This is a genomic window from Streptomyces sp. NPDC048142 (assembly GCF_043202835.1).
Taxonomy (GTDB): Bacteria; Actinomycetota; Actinomycetes; order Streptomycetales; family Streptomycetaceae; genus Streptomyces.
Genome location: NZ_JBIDBC010000010.1, coordinates 18,662 through 44,402 on the forward strand (window position 1 = coordinate 18,662; position 25,741 = coordinate 44,402).

Annotated in this window: 20 protein-coding genes and 1 pseudogene; 13 read left to right on the forward strand and 8 right to left on the reverse strand. The window is 70.6% G+C overall.

Features of this window, described 5'->3' with window-relative positions:
* Positions 1–341 precede the first annotated feature (341 nt).
* Positions 342–605, reverse strand: a complete 264-nt coding sequence (locus ACGF2Y_RS15385) for a WhiB family transcriptional regulator (protein WP_392946826.1) — start codon at positions 603–605, stop codon at positions 342–344.
* 738 nt (positions 606–1,343) lie between these two features.
* Here ACGF2Y_RS15385 and ACGF2Y_RS15390 point away from each other — a divergent pair.
* From ACGF2Y_RS15390 to ACGF2Y_RS15400, 3 genes are read left to right on the forward strand one after another with little or no spacing between them, the layout of a single operon-like run.
* Positions 1,344–1,844 (forward strand): cysteine dioxygenase, encoded by a 501-nt coding sequence (locus ACGF2Y_RS15390; protein ID WP_392946829.1) that lies wholly within the window; start codon positions 1,344–1,346, stop codon positions 1,842–1,844.
* 13 nt (positions 1,845–1,857) lie between these two features.
* Positions 1,858–2,814, forward strand: a complete 957-nt coding sequence (gene cofD / locus ACGF2Y_RS15395; RefSeq protein ID WP_392946832.1) for a 2-phospho-L-lactate transferase — start codon at positions 1,858–1,860, stop codon at positions 2,812–2,814.
* On the forward strand, positions 2,811–4,139 hold the full coding sequence (locus ACGF2Y_RS15400; RefSeq protein ID WP_392946834.1) for a coenzyme F420-0:L-glutamate ligase: 1,329 nt from the start codon (positions 2,811–2,813) through the stop codon (positions 4,137–4,139). The genes cofD and ACGF2Y_RS15400 overlap by 4 nt, the downstream gene beginning before the upstream one ends.
* Positions 4,140–4,395: 256 nt before the next feature.
* On the opposite strand, the gene ACGF2Y_RS15405 is transcribed toward ACGF2Y_RS15400, so the two are convergent.
* The 3 genes from ACGF2Y_RS15405 to ACGF2Y_RS15415 all read right to left on the reverse strand — a co-directional run bounded on the left by ACGF2Y_RS15405 (position 4,396) and on the right by ACGF2Y_RS15415 (position 8,160).
* Complete coding sequence (locus tag ACGF2Y_RS15405; RefSeq protein ID WP_392946837.1) at positions 4,396–5,391, reverse strand: DNA-3-methyladenine glycosylase family protein; 996 nt, start codon at positions 5,389–5,391, stop codon at positions 4,396–4,398.
* Between the two features lie 61 nt (positions 5,392–5,452).
* Positions 5,453–6,544: a sugar phosphate nucleotidyltransferase gene (locus ACGF2Y_RS15410; protein ID WP_392946840.1), complete on the reverse strand. Its 1,092-nt coding sequence runs from the start codon at positions 6,542–6,544 to the stop codon at positions 5,453–5,455.
* Positions 6,545–6,624: 80 nt separating this feature from the next.
* On the reverse strand, positions 6,625–8,160 hold the full coding sequence (locus ACGF2Y_RS15415) for a peptidoglycan recognition protein (protein WP_392946843.1): 1,536 nt from the start codon (positions 8,158–8,160) through the stop codon (positions 6,625–6,627).
* Between the two features lie 137 nt (positions 8,161–8,297).
* On the opposite strand from ACGF2Y_RS15415, the gene ACGF2Y_RS15420 reads away from it, so the two are divergent.
* From ACGF2Y_RS15420 to ACGF2Y_RS15435, 4 genes are all read left to right on the forward strand, one after another.
* Positions 8,298–9,050 (forward strand): TIGR03089 family protein, encoded by a 753-nt coding sequence (locus ACGF2Y_RS15420; RefSeq protein WP_392946845.1) that lies wholly within the window; start codon positions 8,298–8,300, stop codon positions 9,048–9,050.
* A 177-nt stretch (positions 9,051–9,227) separates the two neighbouring features.
* Positions 9,228–10,709, forward strand: a complete 1,482-nt coding sequence (locus ACGF2Y_RS15425; protein WP_392946847.1) for an LCP family protein — start codon at positions 9,228–9,230, stop codon at positions 10,707–10,709.
* 224 nt (positions 10,710–10,933) lie between these two features.
* The gene (locus ACGF2Y_RS15430) at positions 10,934–12,709 is read left to right on the forward strand and encodes an LCP family protein (RefSeq protein WP_392946849.1); all 1,776 of its coding nucleotides are present in this window, start codon (positions 10,934–10,936) and stop codon (positions 12,707–12,709) included.
* A 37-nt stretch (positions 12,710–12,746) separates the two neighbouring features.
* Complete coding sequence (locus tag ACGF2Y_RS15435) at positions 12,747–14,498, forward strand: LCP family protein (RefSeq protein ID WP_392946852.1); 1,752 nt, start codon at positions 12,747–12,749, stop codon at positions 14,496–14,498.
* Positions 14,499–14,568: 70 nt separating this feature from the next.
* Here ACGF2Y_RS15435 and ACGF2Y_RS15440 read toward each other — a convergent pair whose 3' ends face one another.
* A complete protein-coding gene (locus ACGF2Y_RS15440) occupies positions 14,569–15,597 on the reverse strand; it encodes a glycosyltransferase family 2 protein (protein WP_392946854.1) in 1,029 nt (342 codons plus the stop codon).
* A gap of 323 nt (positions 15,598–15,920) precedes the next feature.
* On the opposite strand from ACGF2Y_RS15440, the gene ACGF2Y_RS15445 reads away from it, so the two are divergent.
* Complete coding sequence (locus ACGF2Y_RS15445; protein ID WP_392947271.1) at positions 15,921–17,303, forward strand: LCP family protein; 1,383 nt, start codon at positions 15,921–15,923, stop codon at positions 17,301–17,303.
* A gap of 100 nt (positions 17,304–17,403) precedes the next feature.
* Here ACGF2Y_RS15445 and ACGF2Y_RS15450 read toward each other — a convergent pair whose 3' ends face one another.
* Entirely contained in the window at positions 17,404–17,973 is a 570-nt protein-coding gene (locus ACGF2Y_RS15450) for an acyl-CoA thioesterase (RefSeq protein ID WP_392946857.1), read from the reverse strand.
* 117 nt (positions 17,974–18,090) lie between these two features.
* On the opposite strand from ACGF2Y_RS15450, the gene ACGF2Y_RS15455 reads away from it, so the two are divergent.
* A complete protein-coding gene (locus tag ACGF2Y_RS15455; protein WP_392946860.1) occupies positions 18,091–19,428 on the forward strand; it encodes an LCP family protein in 1,338 nt (445 codons plus the stop codon).
* Positions 19,429–19,532: 104 nt separating this feature from the next.
* Here ACGF2Y_RS15455 and ACGF2Y_RS15460 read toward each other — a convergent pair whose 3' ends face one another.
* Complete coding sequence (locus ACGF2Y_RS15460; RefSeq protein WP_392946863.1) at positions 19,533–20,579, reverse strand: DUF5954 family protein; 1,047 nt, start codon at positions 20,577–20,579, stop codon at positions 19,533–19,535.
* A gap of 590 nt (positions 20,580–21,169) precedes the next feature.
* On the opposite strand from ACGF2Y_RS15460, the gene ACGF2Y_RS15465 reads away from it, so the two are divergent.
* The 3 genes from ACGF2Y_RS15465 (at position 21,170) to ACGF2Y_RS15475 (ending at position 23,533) form a co-directional block, all read left to right on the forward strand.
* Positions 21,170–22,165: a hypothetical protein gene (locus ACGF2Y_RS15465; RefSeq protein WP_392946865.1), complete on the forward strand. Its 996-nt coding sequence runs from the start codon at positions 21,170–21,172 to the stop codon at positions 22,163–22,165.
* Positions 22,166–22,365: 200 nt separating this feature from the next.
* Entirely contained in the window at positions 22,366–23,142 is a 777-nt protein-coding gene (locus tag ACGF2Y_RS15470) for an SDR family oxidoreductase (RefSeq protein WP_392946867.1), read from the forward strand.
* Complete coding sequence (locus ACGF2Y_RS15475; protein WP_392946869.1) at positions 23,135–23,533, forward strand: heme-binding protein; 399 nt, start codon at positions 23,135–23,137, stop codon at positions 23,531–23,533. Before ACGF2Y_RS15470 ends, ACGF2Y_RS15475 begins: the two co-directional genes overlap by 8 nt.
* A gap of 302 nt (positions 23,534–23,835) precedes the next feature.
* Here the strand turns inward: ACGF2Y_RS15475 and ACGF2Y_RS15480 are convergent.
* Positions 23,836–24,717: pseudogene (locus ACGF2Y_RS15480) on the reverse strand (IS5 family transposase).
* A gap of 480 nt (positions 24,718–25,197) precedes the next feature.
* Between ACGF2Y_RS15480 and ACGF2Y_RS15485 the strand changes: the two are divergent.
* Complete coding sequence (locus tag ACGF2Y_RS15485; protein WP_392946871.1) at positions 25,198–25,722, forward strand: hypothetical protein; 525 nt, start codon at positions 25,198–25,200, stop codon at positions 25,720–25,722.
* Positions 25,723–25,741: the final 19 nt, after the last annotated feature.

The window sequence follows — 25,741 nt, forward strand, 5'->3', positions numbered from 1 at the left end:
CCGTTCTGCGGCTCGCGGGGTGGAGCGGGCCTGTCCTGGTCCGGGATACGCCCGGGGGGCCGGGATACGCCCGGTGCCGGTCGGGGAGAGGGCGGGATGCGCCCGGGATGCGCCCGCGGCTTGGAGCCGGGCTCGGGGCTTGAGCGGCGCTTGGGGCCGGGCTTGGGCGGGGCTTGGAGCCGGGCTCGGGGCTTGGGCTCGGGGCCGGGGTGCGCCCCGGGTACGTCGGAGGCCTGGTCGGGGAGGTCCGGGAGGTACCCGGACCGGGGGGTCAGGTGTGCGCTGGTCGGCGGCCGGCGCGTCCGGGGTGGCAGGCCGGGGGCGGACGCCGGATGGCGGCCTTAGATGGCGGCCTTCTTGAGGCGCCGGCGCTCCCGCTCGGAGAGTCCGCCCCAGATGCCGAAGCGTTCGTCGTTGGAAAGGGCGTACTCCAGGCATTCCGAGCGCACCTCACAGGCGAGGCAGACCTTCTTGGCCTCGCGGGTGGACCCGCCCTTTTCCGGAAAGAAGGACTCGGGATCGGTCTGGGCGCACAGTGCGCGCTCCTGCCAGCCGAGTTCCTCGTCCACGTCCTCGACCAGCAGTTGCTGGAACAGCTCGGTCATGTGCGCCCCTCGTCTGTCTCTTGCGTCCCGTGATGCAGCCGTTTGCGGCTGAACGACACGAGTGAAATTACAAGTGTGTAGCTCCAGGCCAGTCAAGCGAGGATCTGCTATTGGCCCAGGGATTCACTCTGCGGAACCAAGCGTATGCAGAAAGTGTTCAAATCAGCAAAAACCTGACATATGCCACAGGCCCCACGACTCCGCGCCTTCTCGTCGGGTGAGACGAACGACGGCGCCCCCGTGTTGCGATTCGATCACCGAAGCGATCAAGATCACAGTCAGGTCACGGAGCGTCAGTCACGTTTGAGGGCGCGGATGGTGCGCCACATGTCCTTGCCTGTGGCTGCATAAACCCTTCTCCGAATCCGACGACCGGAAGGAGTGAAACATTGCCCCCATATCGGGCATTGGGTTGACAGCGGGCGGTCGAGCCGGTCTCCTTGATTTCATGCCAGCGACCACAGCGATGCACGTCACCCACGTCCGTGGGTTCCGCAGCGCTGTCCAGGCCCGCTGTTGCTGTTCCAGCTGTCACAGCTGTTGATGCCGTAGCGCTCCAGCTCTGATCCAGCCCCTCCGGCTCTCTCCGGAGCGGTCGAGCGTCGCCGCTTCCCGCTCCTCCCGTAGCTCCGTACTTCTCCGTAGCTCCCGTGCTCCTCCGCAGCTCCTTCCGAGCTGCTGACGCTCACCGCGACTCCCCCGCACGTGCACCTCTCACGCCGAGGAACCACCGCAGCCATGAACAGCGACAGCGACCTTCAGATCGCCGGCGACATCCTTGAGGTCCAGCACCTCCTGCAGCCCGCCCGCGAGCACCCCTCCACCGTCTCCGAGTTCGTCGGCCTCGCGCGCTCCATCGCGGCCGACCGTGACCAGTGGGCCGGAATCGTCCAGTACGACTCCGCCTCCCGCTGGTACCACCGCCTGGAGCAGGGCCCCGGCTACGAGGTGTGGCTGCTCAGCTGGGTGCCCGGCCAGGGCAGCGGGCTCCACGACCACGGACCCTCCGCCGGCGTACTGACGGTCCTCGAAGGCGAGTTGACCGAGCACACCGAGCGCGGGACGAGGGCTCTCGGCGCGGGCGCACAGCGTGCCTTCGCCCCGGGGTACGTCCACGAAGTGGTCAACGACTCGCTCGAACCGGCCGTCAGTCTGCACATCTACTACCCGGGCCTGACCGAGATGCCGATGCACGCCACGCAAAGCGCCCCGACGGCCGTGGATGTCGTACCCGCCTGACAAACTGCTGTGCATGCGCATTGTTGTTCTGGCCGGTGGTATCGGCGGTGCCCGCTTTCTGCGCGGCCTCAAGCAGGCCGCGCCCGACGCGGACATCACGGTGATCGGCAACACGGGTGATGACATCCATCTGTTCGGGCTGAAGGTCTGTCCCGACCTCGACACCGTGATGTACACCCTCGGCGGTGGCATCAACGAGGAGCAGGGCTGGGGGCGGACCGACGAGACCTTCCAGGTCAAGGAGGAGCTCGCGGCGTACGGCGTGGGCCCCGGGTGGTTCGGGCTCGGCGACCGTGACTTCGCGACCCATATCGTCCGTACGCAGATGCTGGGCGCGGGCTATCCGCTGAGCGCGGTCACCGAGGCGCTCTGCGCCCGCTGGCAGCCGGGTGTGCGGCTGCTCCCGATGTCCGACGACCGGGTCGAGACGCATGTCGCCGTCGAGATGGACGGTGAGAGCAAGGCGATCCACTTCCAGGAGTACTGGGTGAAGCTGCGCGCCTCCGTCGAGGCGCAGGCGATCGTGCCGGTCGGCGCGGAGCAGGCCAAGCCGGCTCCGGGGGTGCTGGAGGCCATCGGTTCCGCCGATGTCATCGTCTTCCCGCCGTCGAACCCGGTGGTGTCCATCGGCACGATCCTCGCCGTGCCCGGGATCCGGGAGGCCATCGCCGAGGCCGGGGTGCCGGTCGTCGGCCTCTCCCCCATCGTCGGGGACGCGCCCGTGCGCGGGATGGCGGACAAGGTGCTCGCGGCTGTGGGCGTCGAGTCGACGGCGGCCGCCGTGGCTCAGCACTACGGTTCGGGGCTGCTGGACGGGTGGCTGGTCGACACGGTGGACGCGGGTGCGGTCGGCGAGGTCGAGGCGGCGGGAATCCGGTGCCGGTCGGTGCCGCTGATGATGACGGACGTGGACACGACCACCGAGATGGCCCGGCAGGCGCTGGAGCTGGCCGAGGAGGTCCGGGCGTGAGCACTTCCGCCGAGGGGGGCGATGCTCCCTCGTTCCGGGTCTGGGCGCTTCGCGGGATTCCCGAGGTGCGGGCCGGTGACGATCTCGCCAAGCTGATCGCCGCGGCCTCGCCGGGGCTGGTCGACGGGGACGTTCTGCTCGTCACCTCGAAGATCGTCTCCAAGGCGGAGGGCCGGATCGTCGGGGCCGCCGACCGGGAAGCGGCGATCGACGCCGAGACCGTGCGGGTCGTGGCCCGGCGCGGGACGCTGCGGATCGTGGAGAACCGGCAGGGGCTGGTCATGGCCGCCGCCGGGGTCGACGCCTCGAACACGCCGGCCGGGACCGTGCTGCTGCTGCCCGAGGACCCCGACGCCTCGGCCCGGACCATCCGGGACGGGCTGCGGGACGCCCTCGGTGTCGATGTCGGGGTCGTCGTCACGGACACCTTCGGGCGGCCCTGGCGCAACGGGCTGACCGACGTCGCGATCGGTGCGGCCGGGGTGCGGGTGCTGGACGATCTGCGCGGCGGGACGGACGCGTACGGCAATCCGCTCAGCGCCACGGTCGTGGCCACGGCGGACGAGCTGGCCGCCGCCGGGGACCTGGTCAAGGGCAAGGCGCAGGGGCTGCCGGTCGCCGTGGTGCGGGGGCTGCCGCATGTGGTCTCCTCCGACGACGCGGACGGTCCGGGCGCTCGCGCGCTCGTACGGGGTGCGGCCGACGACATGTTCCGGCTCGGTACGTCGGAGGCGGTCCGTGAGGCGGTGACCCTGCGGCGTACGGTGCGCGAGTTCAGCGACGAGCCGGTCGATTCGGGGGCCGTGCGGCGGGCCGTCGCCGCTGCCGTCACCGCTCCCGCGCCTCATCACACGACGCCGTGGCGGTTCGTGCTGCTGGAGTCGGCCGAGTCGCGGACGCGGTTGCTCGACGCGATGCGGGACGCGTGGATCGAGGATCTGCGGCGTGACGGCAGGAGCGAGGAGTCGATCGCCAAGCGGGTGCGGCGCGGCGATGTGCTGCGCAACGCGCCGTATCTGGTGGTGCCGTGCCTGGTGATGGACGGCTCCCATACGTACGGGGACGAGCGCCGCGACACGGCGGAGCGCGAGATGTTCGTGGTCGCGGCGGGGGCGGGTGTGCAGAACTTCCTGGTGGCGCTGGCCGGTGAGCGGCTGGGGTCGGCGTGGGTGTCCTCGACGATGTTCTGCCGGCCGGTGGTGCGGGAGGTGCTGTCGCTGCCGTCGTCCTGGGATCCGTTGGGGGCGGTGGCTGTGGGGCATGCGGTGGGGGTGGTCCGTGAGCGGGCGGCTCGGGATGCGGAGGCGTTTCTCACCGTGCGGTGAGGTGGGCGGGGGTGGGGGCGGTGTGCCGCTGCGCGGGGCTTGTCCCCTGCCCGCCCCTTCCCGAAACCGGGGCGTTGCCCCGGCCCCCTTTTTGTCCTCAAGCGCCGGACGGGCTGGGGTTCTGGGCGCTGCCCCGGGCCCCGCTCCTCAAGCGCCGGAGGGGCTGGGGTTCTGGGACGGGCTGCGGTTCCGAGGGGCTGGGGTTCCGGACGGGCTGGGGTTCCGGACGGGCTGGGGCGGGGCCCCTTGAGGAGGGCTACAGGTTCGTGATGTTGCCCGGGGTCATCCTGGGGGCCCTGCGGGGCGGGGTGCGGCCCGAGAGCAGGATCAGGCGGGTCGCGCGGTGGCGCTGGCCCTCGTACGGGGTCAGCAGGGACAGCATCTCCTCGTCGTCCGCGTCGCGGTTGTCCGCCAGGGCGTGGCCCACGATGCCCGGGAGGTGCAGGTCGCCGACCGTGACCGCGTCCGCCGCGCCGTTCGAGCGCTGGAGGGTCTCGGCCGAGGTCCAGGGGCCGATGCCGGGGATCAGTTGCAGGCGGGCCTGGGCCTCGGGGAGGTTCATCGTCGCCGCCTCCTCCAGCCGGCGGGCCACGCGTACCGCGCGCAGGATCGTCGACGACCGCTTGGCGTCGACGTTCGCCCGGTGCCATTCCCAGGACGGGATCATCGCCCAGCCGCGCGGGTCCGGCATGACGTGCAGGCCCAGGTCCGCGGTGGGGCCCGGGGCCGGGGTGCCGAAGCGGCGGACCAGGTGGCGCCAGGCGCGGTAGGCCTCGTCCGTGGTGACCTTCTGCTCCAGGATCGAGGGGATCAGCGATTCCATGACCAGGCCCGTACGCAGCAGGCGCAGGCCGGGGCGGCGGTGCCGGGTCAGGGCGAGCAGTCGGTGGCGGGGGACGAACGCGTCCGGGTCGTCCGCCGCGCCCAGCAGTGCGGGGAGCCCCGCCAGCAGCCAGTCCGCGCCGGGGCCCCAGGCCGCCGCCGTGATCCGGTCGCCGTGCGCCGCCACCCGCAGGGTGCCGGGACCCTCGGGCGTGCGGGTGGCCCGCCAGAACGTGCCGTCGGCGGCCATCCGGAACGTGGGGTCCGCCGGGCCCCGGCGCAGCGGGCCCAGCACCAGGCGGAGGTCCAGCGGGCCGGGCGGGGTCCATTCCCTGGCCAGCGGCGGGCCGTCGTGCGAGGAGCACGGAGGGGCCGGCTGCGTCGGCAGCGCCGCTCGCGTCGCGGTGCGGGGGACGAATCGTCCTGCCACGGGTGGGCCTCGGTGTTCCTGGTGCGGAGGTCGGGTCCTCTTGAGGGTACGGGTTCGCGGTCTACTGGTCCGAGGAGAAGCGGACCGAGGCGTCCGGCAGGACCGCCCCGCACCAGATCCGGACCCCGTCGCGCAGTTCGTTGTCCGCGCCCACCCGCGCCCCGTCGCCGACCACCGCGCCCGCCAGCACCGTACGGTCGCCGATCCTGGCGCCCGCCCCGACCAGCGAGTCCGTGATGACCGCGCCCGCCTCGACGACCGCGCCCGCCAGGATCGTCGAGCCGTCTATTCTCGCGCCCGCACCGATCACCGCGTCGGCGCCGATCACCGTGCCGCCGGTGAGCTTGGCGTCCGGGGCCACGGAGGCGGTCGGCAGGACCAGGCGGTCGCCGCAGCGGCCGGGCACCGCCGGAGACGGGGCGCGGCCGAGGACGAGGTCGGCGGAGCCGCGGACGAAGGCTCCCGGAGTGCCGAGGTCCAGCCAGTACGTGGAGTCGACCATGCCCTGGAGGTGGGCGCCGGAGGCGAGCAGTCCGGGGAAGGTCTCGCGTTCGACGGAGACCGGGCGGCCGGACGGGATGGAGTCGATGACCGAGCGCCGGAAGATGTACGCCCCGGCGTTGATCTGGTCGGTGACGATCTCTTCCGGCGTCTGCGGCTTCTCCAGGAAGGCCGTGACCTTGCCCGTCGCGTCGGTCGGCACGAGGCCGAAGGCGCGCGGGTCCTCGACCCGGGTCAGGTGGAGGGAGACATCCGCACCGGAGACGGTGTGCGAGGTGACCAGGGCCCGGATGTCGAGCCCGGTCAGGATGTCGCCGTTGAAGATCAGGACCGGTTCGTCCGGCCCCGAGGACAGCTTCGGCGCGACGTTGCGGATGGCTCCGCCGGTGCCGAGCGGCTCCTGCTCGGTGACGTACTCGATGTGCAGGCCGAGCGAGGAACCGTCGCCGAAGTACGGCTCGAAGACCTCCGCCAGGTAGGACGTGGCGAGCACGATGTGCTCCACCCCGGCCGCCCTGGCCCGCGCCAGCTGGTGGGTGAGGAAGGGGACCCCCGCCGCCGGGACCATCGGCTTCGGGGTGTGCACCGTGAGCGGGCGCAGCCGGGTGCCTTTGCCACCGACCAGGAGAATCGCTTCTTTTGCCTCTGTCACAGCACCGTCTCTGCTTCCTGCTGGGGCCTGGCCTGGTTTGCGGCTGGCCAGTCTAAGCAGACCGGTCGGACACACCCCGGTCAGCGGCCCTGCAGTTTGGCGGAGGTGGTCCGGGCCGTGCCGAGCTTCTTGTAGAGACGCGCTCCGGGGCATTCGGTTGCGAAACCGTCCCGATGGCCCGAGATGACGTCCATTTTGACCTTCCTGCCCTTCTTGTACTTGTTGCTTCCGGCGGAGACGAGGGTGACCTTGCCCTTGGGGTTGGCCCCGAACAGTCCGAGCTTCCAGGCGGTGAGCTTGGAGACGGCGGTCACCGCGGCGGCGGGCGGGTTGGAGGAGGAGTAGGTGCCGAGCACCGCGACCCCCATGGTGTTGGTGTTGAAGCCCAGCGTGTGAGCGCCCATCACTGCCTTCGCCACACCTCCGGCGCGGCCCTCGTAGATGTTTCCGCACTTGTCGATGGCGAAGTTGTAGCCGATGTCGCGCCAGCCGCTGCTCAGGGTGTGGTAGCGGTAGATGCTGCGGAGCACCGAAGGGGCCTGCTTGCAGGTGTAGTTGTTCCCGGTCGCGCTGTGGTGCACGAAGGCCGCCTTGACGGACCTGGTGTACACGAAGTTCCGCTCGCGGAGCCTCTCGTCCGCGCCCCAGCCCCTGCGGGTGACGATCCCCGGGCGGGGCCCGATGTACGGCTTCGCCCCGGCCGCGACGATCGCCGCCTCCTCCGTCTGCGCCTTGGTCAGCGCGGGGATGACGGCCGCACCGAGCGGCGCGAGTTCCGCGTTGACGGCCGATGCGGCGGCGGATTCGGCGGTGAGCACTTCCGGCATGCCCGTCGTCGTGGTCGGCGGAACCGGGTTGCCTGCGAACATCGCCGGGGTGGCGGCCCGGCCGGCGGGGGCGGCGCGGGCGGGTTCCGGCGCGGGGTCCTCGCCGGGGTCGACGAGTTCGAGGCGCAGCCCTTCGGGGAGCGGTACGGCGGCGGACCGGTGCTGCGGACCGGCCGCCTCCGGGCGTACGCGTACCTCCACGCCGTCCGAGTCGCCGACCCAGAGCGGGGCGGTCGCTCCGCGCACGGCGCCGGACGCCCGCTCGGCGCTGCCGAGATCGGCGGCGTGCTCGGCGTTGTGGGTCTCGACGTCCTGCCAGTCCGACCAGCTCGTGCCGCCGGTCGCCCGGGTGCGGACCTGGACCGTGCCGTGCAGTTCGGCCCCGGCGTCGTCCCAGACCACGCCGACCAGGGAGAACGGCCGGGCCGTCCGCCGGTCCAGCCCCTGGCCGGCCGCTGACCGGCCCAGGCCCCGGTCGGACGGTGCGGCGAGGGGCTCCAGGGGCAGGGACTGCGTCGAGCCGGCCGGCTCGGCCGCGCGGGTCTCGCCGGCCCGTGCCGACGGCGGGGCGGCATCGGAGGCATTCGCCTCGCCGTAGGCGGCTTCGGCCCGTGCCGACGGTGGACCGGACCCCGGTGACCCAGGTGACCCCGGTGATTCGGGGGACACCCAAGGCGGCCGGGCCGAGGCGGAGTGCGGGGCCGGGGCGGACAGGGCTGGGGCGGCGAGCGGCAGAGTGAGGGCCGCCGCGCAGGTGACGCCGACTGAGGTGACCAATAGTGCACGCATACGCACGATCTTGGCCATACAGTCATGACTCCGGCGACCCGGACATCGGCCTCGTCGTGACGCTCCGTCTGCCGAACCGGTGTACGTGACACCCGTTCAGCCCGCCCCGCACAGCGTCCCCGCGTACGCTTGCGCGGATGAACTCCAGCGACCGCACCCCTGCCGACCTGCTGCGATCCGCCCTCGCCGCGGACCCGGCCCGCCCCTTGGTCACCTTCTACGACGACGCCACCGGAGAACGCGTCGAACTGTCGGTGGCCACCTTCGCCAATTGGGTGGCCAAGACCGCCAATCTGCTCCAGGGCGACCTCGCCGCGGAGCCCGGCGACCGGCTCGCCCTGCTGCTTCCCGCGCACTGGCAGTCCGCCGTCTGGCTGCTCGCCTGCTCCTCGGTGGGGGTCGTCGCCGATGTCCAGGGCGACCCGGCCGCCGCCGACCTCGTCGTGACCGGCCCCGACACCCTGGAGCGGGCGCGGGCCTGCCGGGGTGAGCGTGTCGCCCTCGCCCTGCGTCCGATGGGCGGCCGGTTCCCGCAGCCGCCCGAGGGGTTCGCGGACTACGCGGTGGAGGTGCCGGGCCAGGGCGACCGCTTCGCGCCCTTCGCCCCGGTGGACCCCGAGGGGCCCGCGCTGACGGTCGGCGGGATGGAGCTGACGGGTGCGCAGCTCGTCGCCAAGGCCCGCGAGGACGCCGGCGCCCTCGGGCTCGTACCGGGGTCCCGGCTGCTCACCGGGCGTACGTACGACACCTGGGAAGGGCTGAGCGCCGGGCTCTTCGCGCCCCTGGCGGCCGGCGGGTCCGTGGTGCTGTGCCGCCACCTCGGGCAGCTCGGCCCGGACGGGCTGGCCGGGCGGACCGCGAGCGAGCGGGTCACCAACACCGCGGTATGACAAACGCCGTGAGGTCCACTCGTCCGGCCCACAGCGGGCCGAGTCCCCGGTACACGGCACCGGAGCGGGTAGATGATCGGGCGGTACAGACCACTCTCCTGGCTGTACACAACCAAGCGTGAGTTTCAGCCGTCTACTCCTGCGACCGGCGGCCCCTCGCGCCGCCGAACGCGAAGGATGGACGCAGACGTGACCGACAGTGCTGGCCCGCCGTCCGACCCGGACCACCCGGCCGGGAACAAGCCGCAGGGCAGGTCGCAGGAGAAGTCCGGGCCCGGGGGCGGGAGTCCCGAGGACGGGAGCCCGCAGGCCGGGAGTTCTGAGGCCGCCGGGCCCGGAAAGGGCGGGAGCACGGAGAGCGCCGGGAGCCCGGAGAGTACGGAGAGCGTCGGGAGCACGGAGAGTTCCGGGAAGCGCGAAGCCGAGGGCGAGGGCGGTACCGCTCCCGGCCCCGGCGGCGCGGCCGGGAGCGGTGACGGCGTGCAGACCTGGGCCGACCGGCCCAAGGACGGCGGCGCCGCCGCGCGCAGGAGCCACTGGCTGCGCTGGGCCGCGCTCGCCGCCTCGTTCCTCGTGCTGGTCGCCGCGGGGGCGGGCTGGTGGCTCTATAAAAAGCTCGACGGGAACATCACCACCGACACGAGCGCCGCCGCCGAGCTCAAGGCGTACGAGAGGGAACGGCCGACCCCGGTCGTCATGGACGCGCAGAACATCCTGCTCATCGGGTCCGACAGCCGGGCCGGGGACAACAGCGAGTACGGCCGGGACGACGGCGGCAGCCAGCGCTCCGACACCACGATCCTGCTGCACCTCGCGGCGGACCGGAAGAGCGCGACGGCCGTGTCCCTCCCCCGCGACCTGATGGTGGAGATCCCCCGCTGCCGCACCGCGGACGACAAGGAGACACGGGAGCGGTTCACCCAGTTCAACGCGGCGTTCGAGCTCGGCGGCACCGCCTGCACGGTCCGCACCGTGGAGCGGATGACCGGCATCCGCATCGATCACCACATGGTCGTCGACTTCAACGGCTTCAAGGACATGGTCGACGCCGTGGACGGGGTCGAGATCTGCCTCAAGGAGCCGATCGACGACAAGGACGCGCACCTGGAGCTCCCGGCCGGCCGGCAGACGCTGAACGGCGAGGAGGCTCTCGGCTACGTACGGGCGCGCAAGACCCTCGGCAACGGCAGCGACACCGAACGGATGGAGCGCCAGCAGCAGTTCCTGGGCGCCCTGGTGAACAAGATGCAGAGCAACGGCGTCCTGCTCAACCCGACGCGGCTCTACCCGGTGCTGGACGCGGCGACCAAGTCGCTGACCACGGACCCGGGGCTTGACTCGCTGCGCGACCTGTACGACCTGGTGCGCGGGATGCGCGACGTGCCGACCGAGCAGGTGCGGTTCCTGACCGTGCCCCGGCAGCCGTACCGCAACGACCGGAACCGGGACGAACTCGTCGAACCGGACGCGAGTGACCTGTTCAGGCAACTCCGTGAGGACCGGCCCGTCGCCGTGGTCCCGGCCGACGAACTCGAGGAAGCACGACAGGACCAGGAAAGGGGGCAGGACGGGAAACCTGACGGCACCGGGTCCGAAAGTCCGACGCCGACACCCACTTATTCGGGTTCGAGTGCGGCGGACGACCTGTGCAAGCAGTAAAGCAATCACCAAGACAGAGAACACAATCGACGCATAATGAGAAGAATGCCCGGTTGTAAGGGGCGTTGAATGCGTCACGCACGTCGCTCGGCGCGGAATCGGCCGGATAGTGTGACGCGATCCGGTGCTTCCGGCCGTCAGGTCGTGCACTGCTGGAGCGAAGGAACGAGCGCCTTGCCGGGGGAGGGCGCCTCGCGTGGCACCGACGGAGGACGTAGGCAACCGTGGACGCGCACAGTCGTGGACAGGCGGACGATATCGACCCCGCCGACCAGTGGGTACTCAACCCGCACACCGGTAATTACGAATTGCGACTGGACCACTCCGCTGGGGAGTCGAGCGGCTTTTCGCGTACGGCCACCGCCGAAGGAACCGGTCGCCGCGGAGACTCCCGGGCCGGTTCGCACCGCGAGGGTCAGGGGCACCGCGGGGCAGGCGCGGAGGGCGCCCCGGACGGACCGCGCCGCGAGGTGCCGGGGCAGCGCAGCCGCCGCAGCTCCCAGGGGGGGCGCGCTTCCGCCGAGCCGCCCTCGTCCGGCCGCCGGAAGCGCAAGCCCAGGAAGTCGCGCAAGAAGAAGGCGCTGCTGTGGACGGGCGGGGTCATGGCGTGCGTCGTGGTGGGCACCTCGATCGGCGTGTACGCGCTGTACCAGCGGCTCAACGGCAACATCGACACCGTCGACGTGGGCGACGCCGGCAACAAGGACGTCGTGAGCGACGGCCCGATGAACATCCTCATCATCGGCACCGACAAGCGCACCGGCAAGGGCAACGAGGGCTACGGCGACCAGGGCAGCGCGGGCCACGCCGACACCAACATCCTCTTCCACGTCTCCGAGGACCGCACCAACGCGACGGCGATGAGTATCCCGCGCGACCTGATCACGGACGTACCGGACTGCGAGACGAAGCAGCCCGACGGGTCGACGAAGGTGATCCCGGGCAGCGCGAACGTCCGTTTCAACACCAGTCTCGGCCAGGAGGGCCGCGACCCCGGCTGCACGATGCGGACCGTCGAGGCGATCACCGGAATCCAGCCCGACCACTTCATGATGGTCGACTTCAACGCGGTCAAGGAGCTGACGGAGGCGGTCGGCGGCGTCAAGGTCTGCATGGCGAAGCCGATCGACGACCCGAAGTCGCATCTGAAGCTGCCTCAGGGCGAGTCGAAGGTGCAGGGCGAGAACGCGCTGGCCCTGCTGCGTACCCGGGACAGCTTCGGCAACCGGAGCGACCTCGACCGGATCAAGGTGCAGCAGCAGTTCCTCGGCTCGATGATCCGGGAGATGAAGTCGAGCGACACGCTCACCAACCCCAAGAAGCTCTTCGAGCTCGCCGACGCGGCAACGAACGCGCTGACGGTCGACCAGGGCATCGGCAGCGCGAAGAAGCTGATGACGCTCGCCCAGGAGATCAGCAAGGTCAAGACGGAGAACATCACCTTCGTCACGATGCCGGTCATAGACAACCCTGCCGAGCCGAAGCCCGTCACCGTGGTCGTGCACCCGCAGCAGGGCGACCCGCTCTTCGCGATGTTGCGCTCCGACACCTCCCTGACCGAGGTGAAACAGAAGGAGAAGGCCGCCAAGAGCAAGCAGGCCGCTCTGCTCAAGGGACCGAAGGCCGAGGCCGCCGACATACGCGTCGACGTCCTCAACGGCGGCGACATCGCGGGGGCTGCGGGCTCGACCGTCGCCTGGCTCCAGAACGAGCAGGGGGTGCCGAAGTCCACCAACAAGGCCAACGCACCCGAGAAGATCAACAAGACGACACTGGAGTACGCGCCCAACCAGGCCGATCAGGCCCGTGCGCTGGCCGCGATGATGGGGCTGCCCGCCACCGCCATGAAGCAGGGCACCACCGACGCCGAGGGGCTTGAGGCGATGGTGCTCACGCTGGGGGCGGACTTCAAGGGCGCGGGCCAGCTCATCACCGGGCCGGCCAAGGCTCCGGAGGGCGTCGAGCAGGCAAGCGCCGACAAGGCGGTATGCGCCAAGTGATACCGGGTCACCGCACCGCAGCGGAAATCTGAACAGCATGGGGGGTCCGGTGGGACGGAGCAGTACGCCCGGGGAGGGGACGCGGTCACGTGTCCGCCGCGCCGATCAACTCGGCTGGGACGAGACTCTGTACGAAGGGGACGGCGACGGGCCGGGGACCGGTGGCGGGGACAACGCCGCAGGCCGTTCCGGGTCCCGCGGCGCACGCTCGACGGAGTCCCGCGGCGAGGGCGGCCGGCGGGCGGCGAAGGGCCGGCGCGGCAACGGGGGCGGTGCCCGGGGACGCAGCAGCCGCCGCGCCCCCAAGAGCACCAAGTGGCGCGTACTGCGCTGGAGCGCCTGCGTACTCGCCGTGCTGATACTCGCCACCGGCGGCGCCGGTTATCTCTATTACGAGCACCTCAACAGCAACATCAAGAAAGAGGATCTGACCCTCGGCGACAAGCGGATGGCCGACCACAAGGCCAACGCCGCCGGGCAGACCCCGCTCAACATCCTGCTGATCGGTTCCGACGCCCGGGACTCCGAGGCCAACCAGAAGCTGGGCGGGGCGAAGGAGACCTTCGGCGCACCGCCGCTGGCCGATGTGCAGATGCTGCTCCACATCTCCGCGGACCGCAGCAACCTCTCCGTGGTCAGCATGCCGCGCGACACCATGCTCAAGATGCCCAAGTGCACGTCCCCGGAGGGCGAGGTCTTCCCGGCCAGTACGGGAGACGTGCAGACCAACCAGAGCCTGGGCCGCGGTGGTCCGGGGTGCACGGTGGCCACCTGGTACGAACTGACCGGCATCAGGATCGACCACTTCATGATGATCGACTTCGCCGGTGTCGTCTCGATGGCCGACGCGATCGGCGGCGTCCCCGTCTGTGTCAACGCCAACATCCACTCACGCGGCCGGGACGGCAAGGGCTCCGGGCTGAAGCTGGAGGAGGGCACCACCTACGTCAAGGGCGAGCAGGCCCTCCAGTGGCTGCGCACCCGCTACGGCTTCGAGGACAACACCGACCTCGGCCGGGCGAAGGCCCAGCACCAGTACATGAACGCGATGATCCGCGAGCTGCGCAAGGGCACCAAGCTCACCGACCCGGCGAAGCTGATGAACCTCGCCGAGGCGGCCACCAACGCGCTGACGGTCGACAAGGGCCTCGACACGGTCAAGAAGCTCTACGACCTGGCCGAGGAGTTCAAGAAGGTCCCCACGAAGCGCATCACGATGTCGACCATGCCGAACGTGTACGGCACCGGCACGAACAAGGGCCGGGTCTACCCGAAGGCGGGCGACGCGGAGCAGCTGTTCCGGATGGTCCGCGACGACGTCCCGCTGGACGGCAAGGCCTCCAAGCGGAAGCCGGAGGAGCCCAAGGACGCGTCGGCGCCGGTCGGCGAGATCGCCGTCGCCGTACGGAACGGGACCGCCACCGACGCGCTCGGAGCGGCCCCGGGGCGTGCGGGTGAGGTGGCGGAGCAGCTGAAGAACGCGGGCTTCGCGAAGACCACCGTCGATCCGAACAACGTGACGGGCGCGGCGCGGACCGCGATCCAGTATCCGAGCGCGGATCTGGAGGGCGACGCGCAGGCGGTCGCCAAGGCGCTCGGCATTCCCCTGTCGCAGGTGACGAAGTCCACCGACGTCTCGGGGATCTCGCTCGCCGTGGGCGCGGACTGGCGCGAGGACGGAACCTACCCGGTGTCCAAGGGCACGGAGAAGACCCCGGATTCGGCGGGAGCCCTCAACGGCGAGAAGAAAGACGCCTGCATGACGGTCAACCCGAACTACACCTGGTGACGCCGTAGCGGACCGTACGCGTGAGCAGGGCCCCACCGCCGAGCGGTGGGGCCCTGATCGCGCCGCCGGGTCAGACGGTCTCGCTGTGTCCGGTCATCGCCGGGCGGCGGCTCGCGATGACCCGCCTGGCCAGGGACCGGGGGCTGGTGAGGAAGCCGAAGCCCCAGCACATGTGCATCGTCGCCAGCGCCACCGGGATCCGGACGCGGGCCTTCAGCGGGAGCCCCTTGCCCGCGGGCAGCGACCCGGCGACGATCGCGGCCGCGTAACCGCCCGGGACGACCAGGGCCCACGGGGTGACGGCCGCGCCCAGGACCAGGCCCGCCGCGATGGCGACGACGGCGGTCGGCGGGGCCAGGTAGCGGAGGTTGATCGAGCCGGAGTGGTAGCGGGCCACCACGTGGCGCCAGCGGCCGTAGTCCTTGTACTGCTTGGCGAGCGCCTTCACCGTGGGGCGCGGGCGGTACTGGACCTTCAGCTCGGGCGAGAACCAGATCAGCCCGCCGGCCTCGCGGATGCGGAAGTTCAGCTCCCAGTCCTGGGCGCGGATGAACTCGACGTTGTAGCCCTCCGCCCGCTCCAGTGCCTCGCGGCGGAAGACGCCCAGGTAGACGGTCTCGGCGGGGCCCGCCTGGCCGCCGGTGTGGAAGGCCGCGTTGCCGACGCCGATCTTCGAGGTCATCGCGGCGGCGACGGCGTCCTCCCAGGCGTTCTCGCCCTCGGCGTGCATGATGCCGCCGACGTTCTGCGCGCCGGTCTCCTGCAGGAGGCGGACGGCGGTCGCGATGTAGTTCGGCGAGAGCATGCCGTGGCCGTCGACGCGTACGACGACGGGGTGGCGGGAGGCCTTGATCGCCGCATTGAGGGCGGCGGGGGTGCGGCCGGTGGGGTTGGGCACGGTGTGCACCCGGGGGTCCTCGGCGACCAGTTCGGCGGCGATCTCGTCCGTCCGGTCGGCGGAGGGGCCGAGCGCGATCACGACCTCCATCTCACCGGCGTACTCCTGCTCCAGGATGTGCCGGACCGAGTTCCTGAGATGGCGTTCCTCGTTGAGCACCGGCATGATCACGGAGACGGCGGCGTACTGCGCGGCAGACATGTGGTCCTCGGGGGGTCCTCGGGGGGCCGGGGGTTTCGCACCCCGGGGGTGGTGCTGTTCGGCCGCCACGTTACCGCGAATGGGGGACACCGGTGCGCGCCGCCGGGTCGTGGGCCGGGGCGGAGATCGTATGGGCCTACCGTGCGATTGGTCCCCTTGCACCGCAGAGGTGTCTCCCTGGTATCCCGGAGGTGTCTCCCGTGCCCACGCCGCAACGACCGCAGCGACCGCCGAGCCCCCGCGCCGCTCCCCCGCGCCGCCGGCCGCCCCGGGGCACCCGGCCGGTCCGCCCCCGCAAGCAGGACGAGCGGCCGCGCTGGGGCATGCGGGTGGCGACCGGTCTGTCGGTGCTGGTGCTGGGGGCGGGCGGGATCGGTCACGCCGTGATCAGCGGCCTGGAGGACGGGATCGGCCGGATCGACCCGTTCAAGGACATGAAGAACCGCCCCCAGGGCGGCCACGGCATGAATCTGCTGCTCGTCGGCACCGACGGCCGGGACACGATCACCGAGGCCGAAAGGCAGAAGTACCGGCTCGGCGGCGCGCCCTGCCACTGCACCGACACGATCATGCTGGTCCATCTGTCGGCCGACCGGCAGCGGGCGAGCGTGGTCAGCCTCCCCCGGGACAGTTACGCCGAGCTGCCCGCCCACACCGACCGCACCACGGGCAAGCGCCACGAGAGCCACCCGGTGAAGCTGAACGCCGCGTACGCGGAGGGCGGGCCCACGCTGACCGTGCGGACCGTCGAGAGCATGACCGGGGTCAAGGTCGACCACTATCTGGAGGTCGACTTCACCAGCTTCATGAAGACGGTGGACGCGGTGGGCGGGGTGGAGATCTGCACGGCGCGGCCGATGAAGGACTCGTACACCGGTCTGGACCTGCCCGCGGGCAGCCATGAGCTGGACGGCGGCCAGGCGCTCCAGTACGTGCGCTCGCGCCATGTGGACGTGGCCTCCGACCTGGGCCGGATGGAACGCCAGCAGAAGTTCGTGGCGGCGCTGATCAAGCGGGCGACGAGCAGCGGGGTACTGCTGAACCCGGTGAGGTTCCAGCAGGTCGCCGCCTCGGCGCTCGGCTCGGTCCGGGCCGACGCGGGGTTCGGTACGGAGCAGATGCTGGCGCTCGGCAAGGCGATGAAGGACTTCCGTCCGGCCTCGTCGGAGTTCACCTCCGTGCCCATCGGGGACCCCGGCTTCCCGGTCAAGGGCATCGGCTCGACGGTGCGGTGGGACGAGAAGAAGTCGAGGAAGCTGTTCCAGGCGCTGCGCGAGGACAAGCCGCTGGCCCCGGCGAAGCCGAAGCCCGCGGCCGGGCCGGAGCGGCCGCCGGCCACGCTCGTGGACGTGGCGCCGCAGGACATCCGGGTGCAGGTCTACAACGGGACCACGAAGGACGGCCTCGGCCGGACCGTGGACGAGGCGCTGCGGGCCACCGGGTTCACCACCGGCGAGGCCCCGCTCAACGGGGAGCTGCGGGATCTGCGGCGGACGCTCGTGGAGTACGACCCGCGCTGGGACCGGTCGGCGAAGTCCCTGGCCGCCGCCCTGCCCGGGAGCGAGCTGAAGGCGGTGAAGGGACGGGGCCCGCTGATGAAGGTGACCGTGGGATCGGACTTCACGAAGGTGCAGCGGGTGAAGGCGGAGAGCCCGCAGACGGGCGAGTTCTCCACGGTGACGGGCGACGAGGTGGTGTGCCCGTGACCGGGTGACGGTACGGGGTGCCCCGTGCCCGTACGGGATGCCCGTGACCGTACTGGGGGCGCCTCAGTCGTCGGTACTCCGTGACCGTACGGGGGGCGCCTCAGTCGTCGATGCCGTCGGCGACGCGCTTCTCGCGCAGTTCCTTGATCGCGCGGCGTCGGGCGAGCCGGTGGGTGCGCCGGATCTGCGCCTCCTGGTAGCGCCGGTTGTCGCGCTCGGTCTCGGGGATCACCGGCGGTACGCGGCGCGGCTTGCCGTCCCCGTCGACGGCGGCGAAGACCAGGTAGGCGCTGCCGACCTGCTGGGCGGGGGTCGACTCGTTCCAGCGTTCGGCCATCACGCGGACGCCGACCTCCATCGAGGAGCGGCCGGTCCAGTTGACCTGCGCGCGTACGTGCACGAGGTCACCGACCCTGACCGGCTCCAGGAAGACCATCTCGTCCATCGAGGCGGTCACGGCGGGACCGCCGGAGTGCCGGCCGGCCACCGCGCCCGCGGCGTCGTCGACCAGTTTCATGATCACGCCACCGTGCACCGTGCCGAGGAGGTTGGTGTCGCTGCCGGTCATGATGTGGCTGAGGGTGGTCCGGGACGCCGCGGTCGGCTTGCCCGGGATCACCCCTTCCGGGCGGTTGGCCTGATCCGTTACGCCAGTGGCCTGATCTGTCATACAGTCCACCTTATGCGGGGGCCGGGATCCCGCCGAATGCATCAGGTTCGCAACAGCCCTGGTGCGATTTCCCTTACACCCTGTAAGAGCTGTAGGCCGGGACGGCACACTGTTCGGATGAACGATTGGCCCGATCGACGGACCGGCGACCGCAGCGAGCGCTACGGACGGGGCAGTGCCGGCCGGCCCGAGAGTGCGCGGGCGATGCCGCACATCCAGCGCCGCCCGGCACCGCCGCAGGGGCCACCGCAAGGGCCTCCGATGCCGCCGCAGAGGCCGCAGGTGCCCCCGCAGAGCCAGGGGGGGTACGACGACCGTTACCAGGACGGCGGCTACCGCAACAGCCCCGATTCCGGGTACGACAGCGGCTACAACACGGGCCAGGTCTACGGTTCCGGCGGCGGCGGATCCGACGGCCGGGGTGGCGGTGGCCGTCGCGGCGGCGGTGGCGGGGGTTACGTCCAGGGCCGCCCGGCACCGGACTGGCGCCGCCGGATCAAGCTCGGCGCGCTGACCCTGGTGGTCGTGGTGCTCGCGGTCTCCGTCTCGACGTACTTCTGGGCCGACTCGAAACTGAAGCGCGAGGTGGACCTCTCCAAGGTCATCGAGCGGCCGGAGTCCGGCGACGGCACGAACTACCTGATCGTCGGGTCCGACAGCCGCGAGGGCATGTCGGCCGAGGAGAAGCAGCGGCTGCGCACCGGTTCCGCCGAGGGCAAGCGCACCGACTCGATGATGATCCTGCACGACGGTTCCAGCGGCCCGACGCTGATCTCGCTGCCGCGCGACTCCAACGTCGAGATCCCCTCCTTCAAGGGGTCCGAGTCCGGGAAGCTGTTCCCGGGCACCGGCCGGCAGATGAAGCTGAACGCCGCCTACGCCGAGGACGGACCCGAACTGCTGGTGCGGACCGTGGAGTTCAACACCGGACTGCGCATCGACCACTACGTCGAGATCGGCTTCGGCGGCTTCGCGAAGATCGTGGACGCGATCGGCGGGGTCGAGCTGGACATCCCGAAGGCCTTCAAGGACAAGAAGTCGGGGGCCGACTTCCAGGCCGGGAAGCAGACGCTGAACGGCGAGCAGTCCCTGGCCTTCGTCCGCACGCGGTACGCGTTCGCGCGCAGCGACCTGGACCGTACGAAGAACCAGCAGAAGTTCCTCGCGGCGCTGGCCAGTCAGACGGCGACCCCGTCCACGATCATCAACCCGTTCAAGCTGTACCCGACGCTCGGCGCGGGCCTGGACACGCTGATCGTGGACAAGGACATGTCGCTTTGGTCGCTGAGCAACATGTTCTTCGCGATGAAGGGCGTCACGGGCGGCGAGGGCACGTCGATGAACATGCCGATCTCGGGCAGCATCGGCAGCAATCTGGTCTGGGACAAGGCCAAGGTGAAGCTGCTGGTGGAGCAGCTCAACAACGACGAGAAGGTCACGGTCACCGACAACTGAGGCCCGGCGCGGGACAGTTGCCGGGCCTGGCAGTCATCTCCTTCCCGACTACTGCCCGGTGCCCGGCAGTTGCCGGGCACCTGACTGCCGCCGGGAGACGCCTCCTACGTTCCGTAGGTGATGTTCCCGTGTTCGTCCATGGGGGGATGGATCTGGGAGGGGCCGTACTCGTCCACGTCGGACGGGCGCGGCTTCTCCGGCCCGTCCGGCCCGATGCGCATCACGCGTTCGACCCGCACGACCTCGAACCGGCGCCCCCGCACGATGAGTTCGTTGGGCCGTCGGCGCGCGGTGAACTTCTTCGCGGCCCGTGCGTGGAGCGCGGCCTCCTTCTCGTCCACCTTCATCCACGCGGGCAGCTCCGGCATGTCCGGCAGATCCGGCAGCTGGGGCACGGGCCGGGTGAGGTGGTGGACGAGGGAACGCCGGGCGCCCTGCGGGGTGGAGTACTGCCCGGTCACCATCGACCAGGACAGCTCCTTCCGCTCCACCACCCGGAACGTCGTCGGGAGGAGCACGACCCCCGGGTGGGTGGTCAACGCCCGCCGGGAGTCGGCCCGTACGTCCTCGGGGAAGCGGCTCGCGGTGTAGGAGAGCTGTAGCAGCCCGGCCCGGTCGATCCCCTCGGTCAGCCCGACGGCGGCCGCGTGGTCGACCACGAAGCCCTTGGTGCGGCAGAGGTCGGGGGCGTCCAGGTCCCAGCTGTCGTCGTCCGGGTCGGTGGCCCGGGGCGGCTCCAGGCGCCCGTCGCCGATCCGGGTGAACTCGTCGGCCCGCACGACGCGGTAGCGGACTCCGTCCGCCGTCACCTCGTTGACCGGCTCGGTCTCCAGCCGGGCCACGGCCTCCAGCAGCGACCGCCGTACGGCCCGGTCCTCGGTGTCTTCCTTGGCCTTGAACCAGAGGTGCGAGTTCAGCTCGTCCCGGGCCATCTGCGGGAAACCGGTGTCGAGTTCGCCCAGCAGCCGCCAGCGCGGCCGCTCCCCGCGCCGCTGCGCGGCCAGCCCGAACAGCGGCCCCCGGACCACGATGTTCGGATACTTGCGGACCGAGGCGAACGCGTCCGCCTCGGTGACCTCGAAGACCGGGTCGTCGCGGTGGGTGACGTTGATGGTGAGATAGTCCGGCGACTTCCCCGGGTGATCGTCCATGCACTCAGTGTGCCGAAGAGGGCTGCCGGTGTCAGGGTTTCCGCCACAAAAGACCTCTGGCACGTGAATCCCGCGCACCCACCGGCTCGCCCGACGCCACCGCCGAAGCCACCGCCGACGCCGACGAGCGCGCTCCGCCGCCCATCGGGCCGCCGAGCGCACTCGGATCGTGCGGGATGGTGCGTGGGCCTCAGCTGCCGGAGGCGTACGGGACGAAGAGGGGCGGCGGGCCGGGCCGAGGGGCGGATCCCCGGAAGTCCACCCGAAATCGCTGCTCACACCGGGTCGTGGCGCGGCACGATCCGGTGAGGGCCCACCGGGTCGTGGCCAGCCGCGACCCGGTGGGCCGCGACATCAAGTACTTAAAGAAACAAGAGAAATTACCCAACCCCACCCCACCCGATCCCGGTGGTCAGCCTCGGGAGGGGCCGGTCACCCACACGAGTGAGCTTTGCCAAGTGGACTGGATTTTGGGCGGGTTGGCAGGCATATGCTCACGCTGACCACAACCCCAGACATGAGACGGCCCCGGCCGGGACGGCAATCCCGACCGAGGGCCTGACCACCAAGGAAGCGAATGGACCTTCCCGATGGATACCCAGCACCATAGCGTTCTCGCCCGCGCCCTGACCGGGATTCCCGGGCCTCTCCCGCCCTCCGGCGTGATCCACGTCGCGATCCCGCACACCAGCCGGTTCACGGTCGTCGGCAACCACCTCGCGCAGCACGCCGAGCTCTCCCTCACCGCGATCGGGATCGGCGTACACATCCAGTCACTGCCCGCCGGGTCCCAGGTCGGCATCAAGGCGCTCACGGCCCGCTTCACCGAGGGCGAGACGATGATCGCCGCCGCCCTGCGCGAGCTGGAGACCCATGGCTACCTGCACCGGACCCGCGCGCGGCTGGCGAACGGCCGGATCGTGACCCGTACGGTGTTCTGCAACCAGCCGGGGGCGGTGGCGGTGGCGCCCGTGCCGGTGATGGCGGCGCCGGCGCCCGTGCCGGTGGCTGTGGGGCCGGTGGTGGCTGTGCCCGTGGTGGCGGCTGCGGTGATGCCGATGGTGCCCGTGACGGCCGCTGCGGTGCCTGAACCCGCGCCCGAACCCACCCCCGTACCGGAAGAGTCGCATCCCCCGGTCCGCGTACCGTCACGCACCGCGCCCAAGCCGCCGCGCCGGCCGCTCCCCCAGCCCCGCGAGCTCACCCCGGAGCTGCGGCAGACCTCCTCCGCGCTCCTCGCCGACCTGCGGCGTCACACACCGGAGCTGGTGCTCTCCGAGGACGACGTCGAGGAGTTGATCCCCGGTGTGGCCGCCTGGCTGGAGCGCGACGCGCATCCCGACGCCATCCGCCACGCCCTGACGACCGAACTCCCGCAGCCGCCCAAGTACCCGGCGAAGATCGTCAGGCACCGCCTCGCCGTGCACCTGCCACCGCCACTCCCCGGTGCTCACGACCTCGTACCGCCCCGCCGGGCTACGGCCGCCACCCCGTTCCAGACCTGCGAGGGCTGCGACCGGGCCTTCCGCTCCCACCACCCCGGCCACTGCCGCGACTGCCGGGCCCAGTACTGGGAGGCGGCCTAGAGCCTGCCTGATGGGTCGGGAACAGGGTGAGGCGGGCGCGGCGGTAGTGCGAGCGGCGCGGGAAGTCGCCGGCTCCTTGGTGCGGCCCGCCAGTGACTCCTTCAACCGGGAGTTCTTGTTGAACGATCAACCGGAGTCCGCTTGCGGTCCCGGTGCCCCCCTCTAGGCTGAATCCCGGCATACCGACACGAAGGGGACTCATGACGAAGAAGATCCTGATCACCGGAGCCAGCTCCGGGTTCGGCCGCGGTACCGCGATCGAGCTCGCACGCCAGGGCCACGAGATCGTGGCCACCGCCGAGACTTGGCCGCAGGTACGGAGCCTGCGGGCGGAGGCCGCGGAGGCGGGGGTCGAGATCGAGGTCATCAAGCTCAATCTGCTCGACGACATCGATATCGCCCACGCCGCCTCCTTCGACCCCGACGTCCTGGTGCTGAACGCGGGCGTCATGGAAGGCGGGTCCATCGTCGACATCCCCCTGGAGCGGATGCGCGAGTCGTTCGAGATCAACGTGTTCGGACACGTCCACCTGGTGCAGGCAATCGTGCCGAAGATGGTGGCACGCAAGTCGGGCAAGGTGGTGTGGACCTCGTCCATGGGAGGAATCCTCGTGGTTCCCTTCCTCGGCGCGTACTGCGCCACGAAGCACGCCATCGAGGCCATCGCGGGCTCCATGAAGGCGGAACTCGAACCGCACGGAGTCAAGGTCGCCACGGTGAACCCCGGCGTGTTCGGCACCGGCTTCAACGACACCGGCGCCGAAAGCTACGTCCAGTGGTACGACGCCGACACCGCCACCGTGCCCATGCCCGACATGGCGGACTCCCTCGCGAACCAGGCCGACCCGCAGGAAATGATCGACGCGATGGTCGAGGTCATCCCCGCCGACGACCACCTGTACCGCACCATGCGCCCCCTGGCGACCATCGACGCCGCCAAGCAGTGGCAGGCCACCGAATGGGCCCAGAATGCCTGAGATCACCCTCGAACACGCCCACCGCATCGTGACCCGCGGGCGTACCGCCGCACAGGACAGCGGCATGAACGCCGTCTTCGCCATCCTCGACCAGGGCGCGAACCTGGTCACCTTCTCCCGCATGGACAACGCATGGCTGGCCTCGAACGAGCTCGCCATCGCCAAGGCACGCACCTCGGTCATGCTCCAGGCACCCACCGAAACCCTCAACCCACCGCTGACAGTCGGCGAACCACTCCCGCACTTCGACCACATCCACACCGGGGGACTGCTGCTCCTCGGCGGCGGAGTGCCGCTGTTCGACGACGACGGCAAGCTGATCGGCGGCCTGGGCGTCTCCGGCGGAACACCCGACCAGGACGCCGCACTGGCACGCGCGGCAACCGCCTGACCCACCCCGGTAGCCGCGTCCTCAAGACGTCGAGCGTCCGTGCTGCGGACCCCCATCATCGTGAAGCGGGCCCGCAGCGCGGGTGAGGACCGGCGTCGGGCCGCGAGTAGTCGGGTGCAGCCTGCCATCGGATCACAGCCTGAACTCGCGGCGACTCGGTGAACTCGCCGGTTTCAGCGGGCAGGTGGGAGCAGGCCCTTCCCTCCCGCAGTGGTGGAGGAGGTCGGCACGACGGTCGCGCCGCACAGGGGGCGGAGCGCTTTCGGCCACGCAGCGCAGGTCCGCCTGGGCGCGTCAGGGACTCACGACCTCAACCAGAGACGCAACGCAGCCACGGTCACAGTGCCGTGGAAAACGTATGCCCGCTTCTCGAAATCGGGGAGCCACGGCCCGGAAGCCCTTGAGCCCGTTGACGGTCCGTTCCGCTTCGTTCCTGCGGCGATAGATCTGCCGGTCGAAGCCAATGGGACGACCGCCCGCGCTACCACGACGTTGGCGGTTGACACGTTGGTTGGCCGGCTCGGGGATGGTGTGCTTGCTCTGTCGTCGGCGCAAATAGCGGCGGTTGCGGCGGGAATTGTAGGCCCTGTCACCGCACAGGTGGTCCGGTCGGGTCCGCGGGCGTCCGCCGCTCGGTCGAGGAACGCGAATCTGCCCCAGGACTTCGGCCATTTGTGGCGCGTCACCCCACTGCCCTGGCGTGATGACGAACGCCAGGGGCGTCGTCCGCCCTCACTCGCCACATGGATCTTCGAAGTGAAGCCACCGCGCGAACGTCCCAGTGCCTCATCAGCCCGATGCCGAGCAGGACGAGCCCGCTTGCCCAATATGCGGGGCGGACGCCGACGGGCGCCCGCGGCGTGCTGATGGGCGCGGCACACGGTGGAGTCCACGCTCACAAGTGACCAGTCGATACGCCCTTGTTGGTCGGCGTCAGCTTGGACGGCCTGCAGAATCCGTTCCCATGTGCCATCCGCCGACCAGCGACGATGCCGGTCATACACCGTTTTCCACTTCCCGAACCGAGTCGGCAGATCCCGCCACGGGATGCCAGTCCGCAACCGGAACAGAATCCCGTTGATCACCCGACGGTGGTTCTTCCAGCGCCCGCCCCGGCCAACGTTCGTCGGCAAGTGGGGCCCCAGCCGGACCCATTCCTCGTTCGATAAGTCGCCCCGTCCCACACCTTCTGGAACGACGAGGGAACTCGGCAGTCACACGACCCACCGGACACGCCCTAGGGGTCTGCCGATCCTCAAGGTGTCGTTTTCGGAGGTGGGTCTCGTTGATCCCGTACGCGCACGCCGTACGCGATTCGTGACCAACTTGCTGTGAAGTTCGTGGTGTTGACCCCGCGTCTGGGTGAGCGGCAGCGGCGGCGGCTGTCGCCGGCCCGCCAGGGGCACCGGGCCGGTGCCGACACCACGGCCGGCCTCCTGCGCCAGGAGGAGCGACGGGCGGATCGAGCGTGCGCGGAATGTCATACTCGCGCGAGACTGTCAATCCTCATATATACGAGGGTGGCTGACGGATAAGCGCCTCTAGGCTTGATCGACATGCTCCGGCCAGCGGCCGGAAACGGACGGGAAGACGGGAACGGGAGGCTTCCCGTCCGCGCGCATGCCTTCGGCCTGCGAAGACGAACCGAAACGGGGATCGGGAACATGCACGACGGAAAACTGCGCATAGGACGGGGAACGCTGGCGGCGCTGGTCCTGTGGCCGTTGCTGCTCGCCTCCGCTGTCGGCGGCGTGCTGTGGGAACGGGCGCACCTGAGCCAGGCCGAGCTGCGGGAGGTCGCGACGGAGGCCGTCGAGTGGGTGCGAGGAGAACGCTTCGATGACAACCCTCTGTACAACAACGGCGAACGGACCGTCCGGGAGGCGGTGGTGCTGTCCGCGCAGCGGCAGGGCGTCCCCGTTCCCGACGTAAAGCACATGGACGGAGACGGCTCGCAGCTTCAGGACGGCTACGACTATGGAGGGGAACGGGCGACCACTCGCTTCTACCAGATCGTCCAGCGAGGCTGGAGCGCCCCCGGCCGCGACGAGGGCGCTCGCGACGAGGACGACGAAATCGTCTGCATCCAACTCGAAGCAGAGCAACAGGAACTGACCGCCCAGAACCCCGATCCCCGCCCGTGGTCGTTCACCGTGGAACAGCACGACGGCCTGTGCCCGAAGGGATGACCGCCGAGCACGGACCGCG

Excerpts from the sequence above, each read along its gene's own strand:
- ACGF2Y_RS15385 (WP_392946826.1), bottom strand. The coding sequence starts at position 605 with ATGACCGAGCTGTTCCAGCAACTGCTGGTCGAGGACGTGGACGAGGAA.
- cofD (WP_392946832.1), top strand. The coding sequence starts at position 1,858 with ATGCGCATTGTTGTTCTGGCCGGTGGTATCGGCGGTGCCCGCTTTCTG.
- ACGF2Y_RS15425 (WP_392946847.1), top strand. The coding sequence starts at position 9,228 with ATGGACGCAGACGTGACCGACAGTGCTGGCCCGCCGTCCGACCCGGAC.
- ACGF2Y_RS15460 (WP_392946863.1), bottom strand. The coding sequence starts at position 20,579 with ATGGACGATCACCCGGGGAAGTCGCCGGACTATCTCACCATCAACGTC.
- ACGF2Y_RS15455 (WP_392946860.1), top strand. The coding sequence starts at position 18,091 with ATGAACGATTGGCCCGATCGACGGACCGGCGACCGCAGCGAGCGCTAC.
- ACGF2Y_RS15415 (WP_392946843.1), bottom strand. The coding sequence starts at position 8,160 with ATGCGTGCACTATTGGTCACCTCAGTCGGCGTCACCTGCGCGGCGGCC.
- ACGF2Y_RS15470 (WP_392946867.1), top strand. The coding sequence starts at position 22,366 with ATGACGAAGAAGATCCTGATCACCGGAGCCAGCTCCGGGTTCGGCCGC.
- ACGF2Y_RS15485 (WP_392946871.1), top strand. The coding sequence starts at position 25,198 with ATGCACGACGGAAAACTGCGCATAGGACGGGGAACGCTGGCGGCGCTG.
- ACGF2Y_RS15420 (WP_392946845.1), top strand. The coding sequence starts at position 8,298 with ATGAACTCCAGCGACCGCACCCCTGCCGACCTGCTGCGATCCGCCCTC.
- ACGF2Y_RS15475 (WP_392946869.1), top strand. The coding sequence starts at position 23,135 with ATGCCTGAGATCACCCTCGAACACGCCCACCGCATCGTGACCCGCGGG.
- ACGF2Y_RS15450 (WP_392946857.1), bottom strand. The coding sequence starts at position 17,973 with ATGACAGATCAGGCCACTGGCGTAACGGATCAGGCCAACCGCCCGGAA.
- ACGF2Y_RS15440 (WP_392946854.1), bottom strand. The coding sequence starts at position 15,597 with ATGTCTGCCGCGCAGTACGCCGCCGTCTCCGTGATCATGCCGGTGCTC.
- ACGF2Y_RS15435 (WP_392946852.1), top strand. The coding sequence starts at position 12,747 with ATGGGGGGTCCGGTGGGACGGAGCAGTACGCCCGGGGAGGGGACGCGG.
- ACGF2Y_RS15390 (WP_392946829.1), top strand. The coding sequence starts at position 1,344 with ATGAACAGCGACAGCGACCTTCAGATCGCCGGCGACATCCTTGAGGTC.
- ACGF2Y_RS15465 (WP_392946865.1), top strand. The coding sequence starts at position 21,170 with ATGGATACCCAGCACCATAGCGTTCTCGCCCGCGCCCTGACCGGGATT.
- ACGF2Y_RS15445 (WP_392947271.1), top strand. The coding sequence starts at position 15,921 with ATGCGGGTGGCGACCGGTCTGTCGGTGCTGGTGCTGGGGGCGGGCGGG.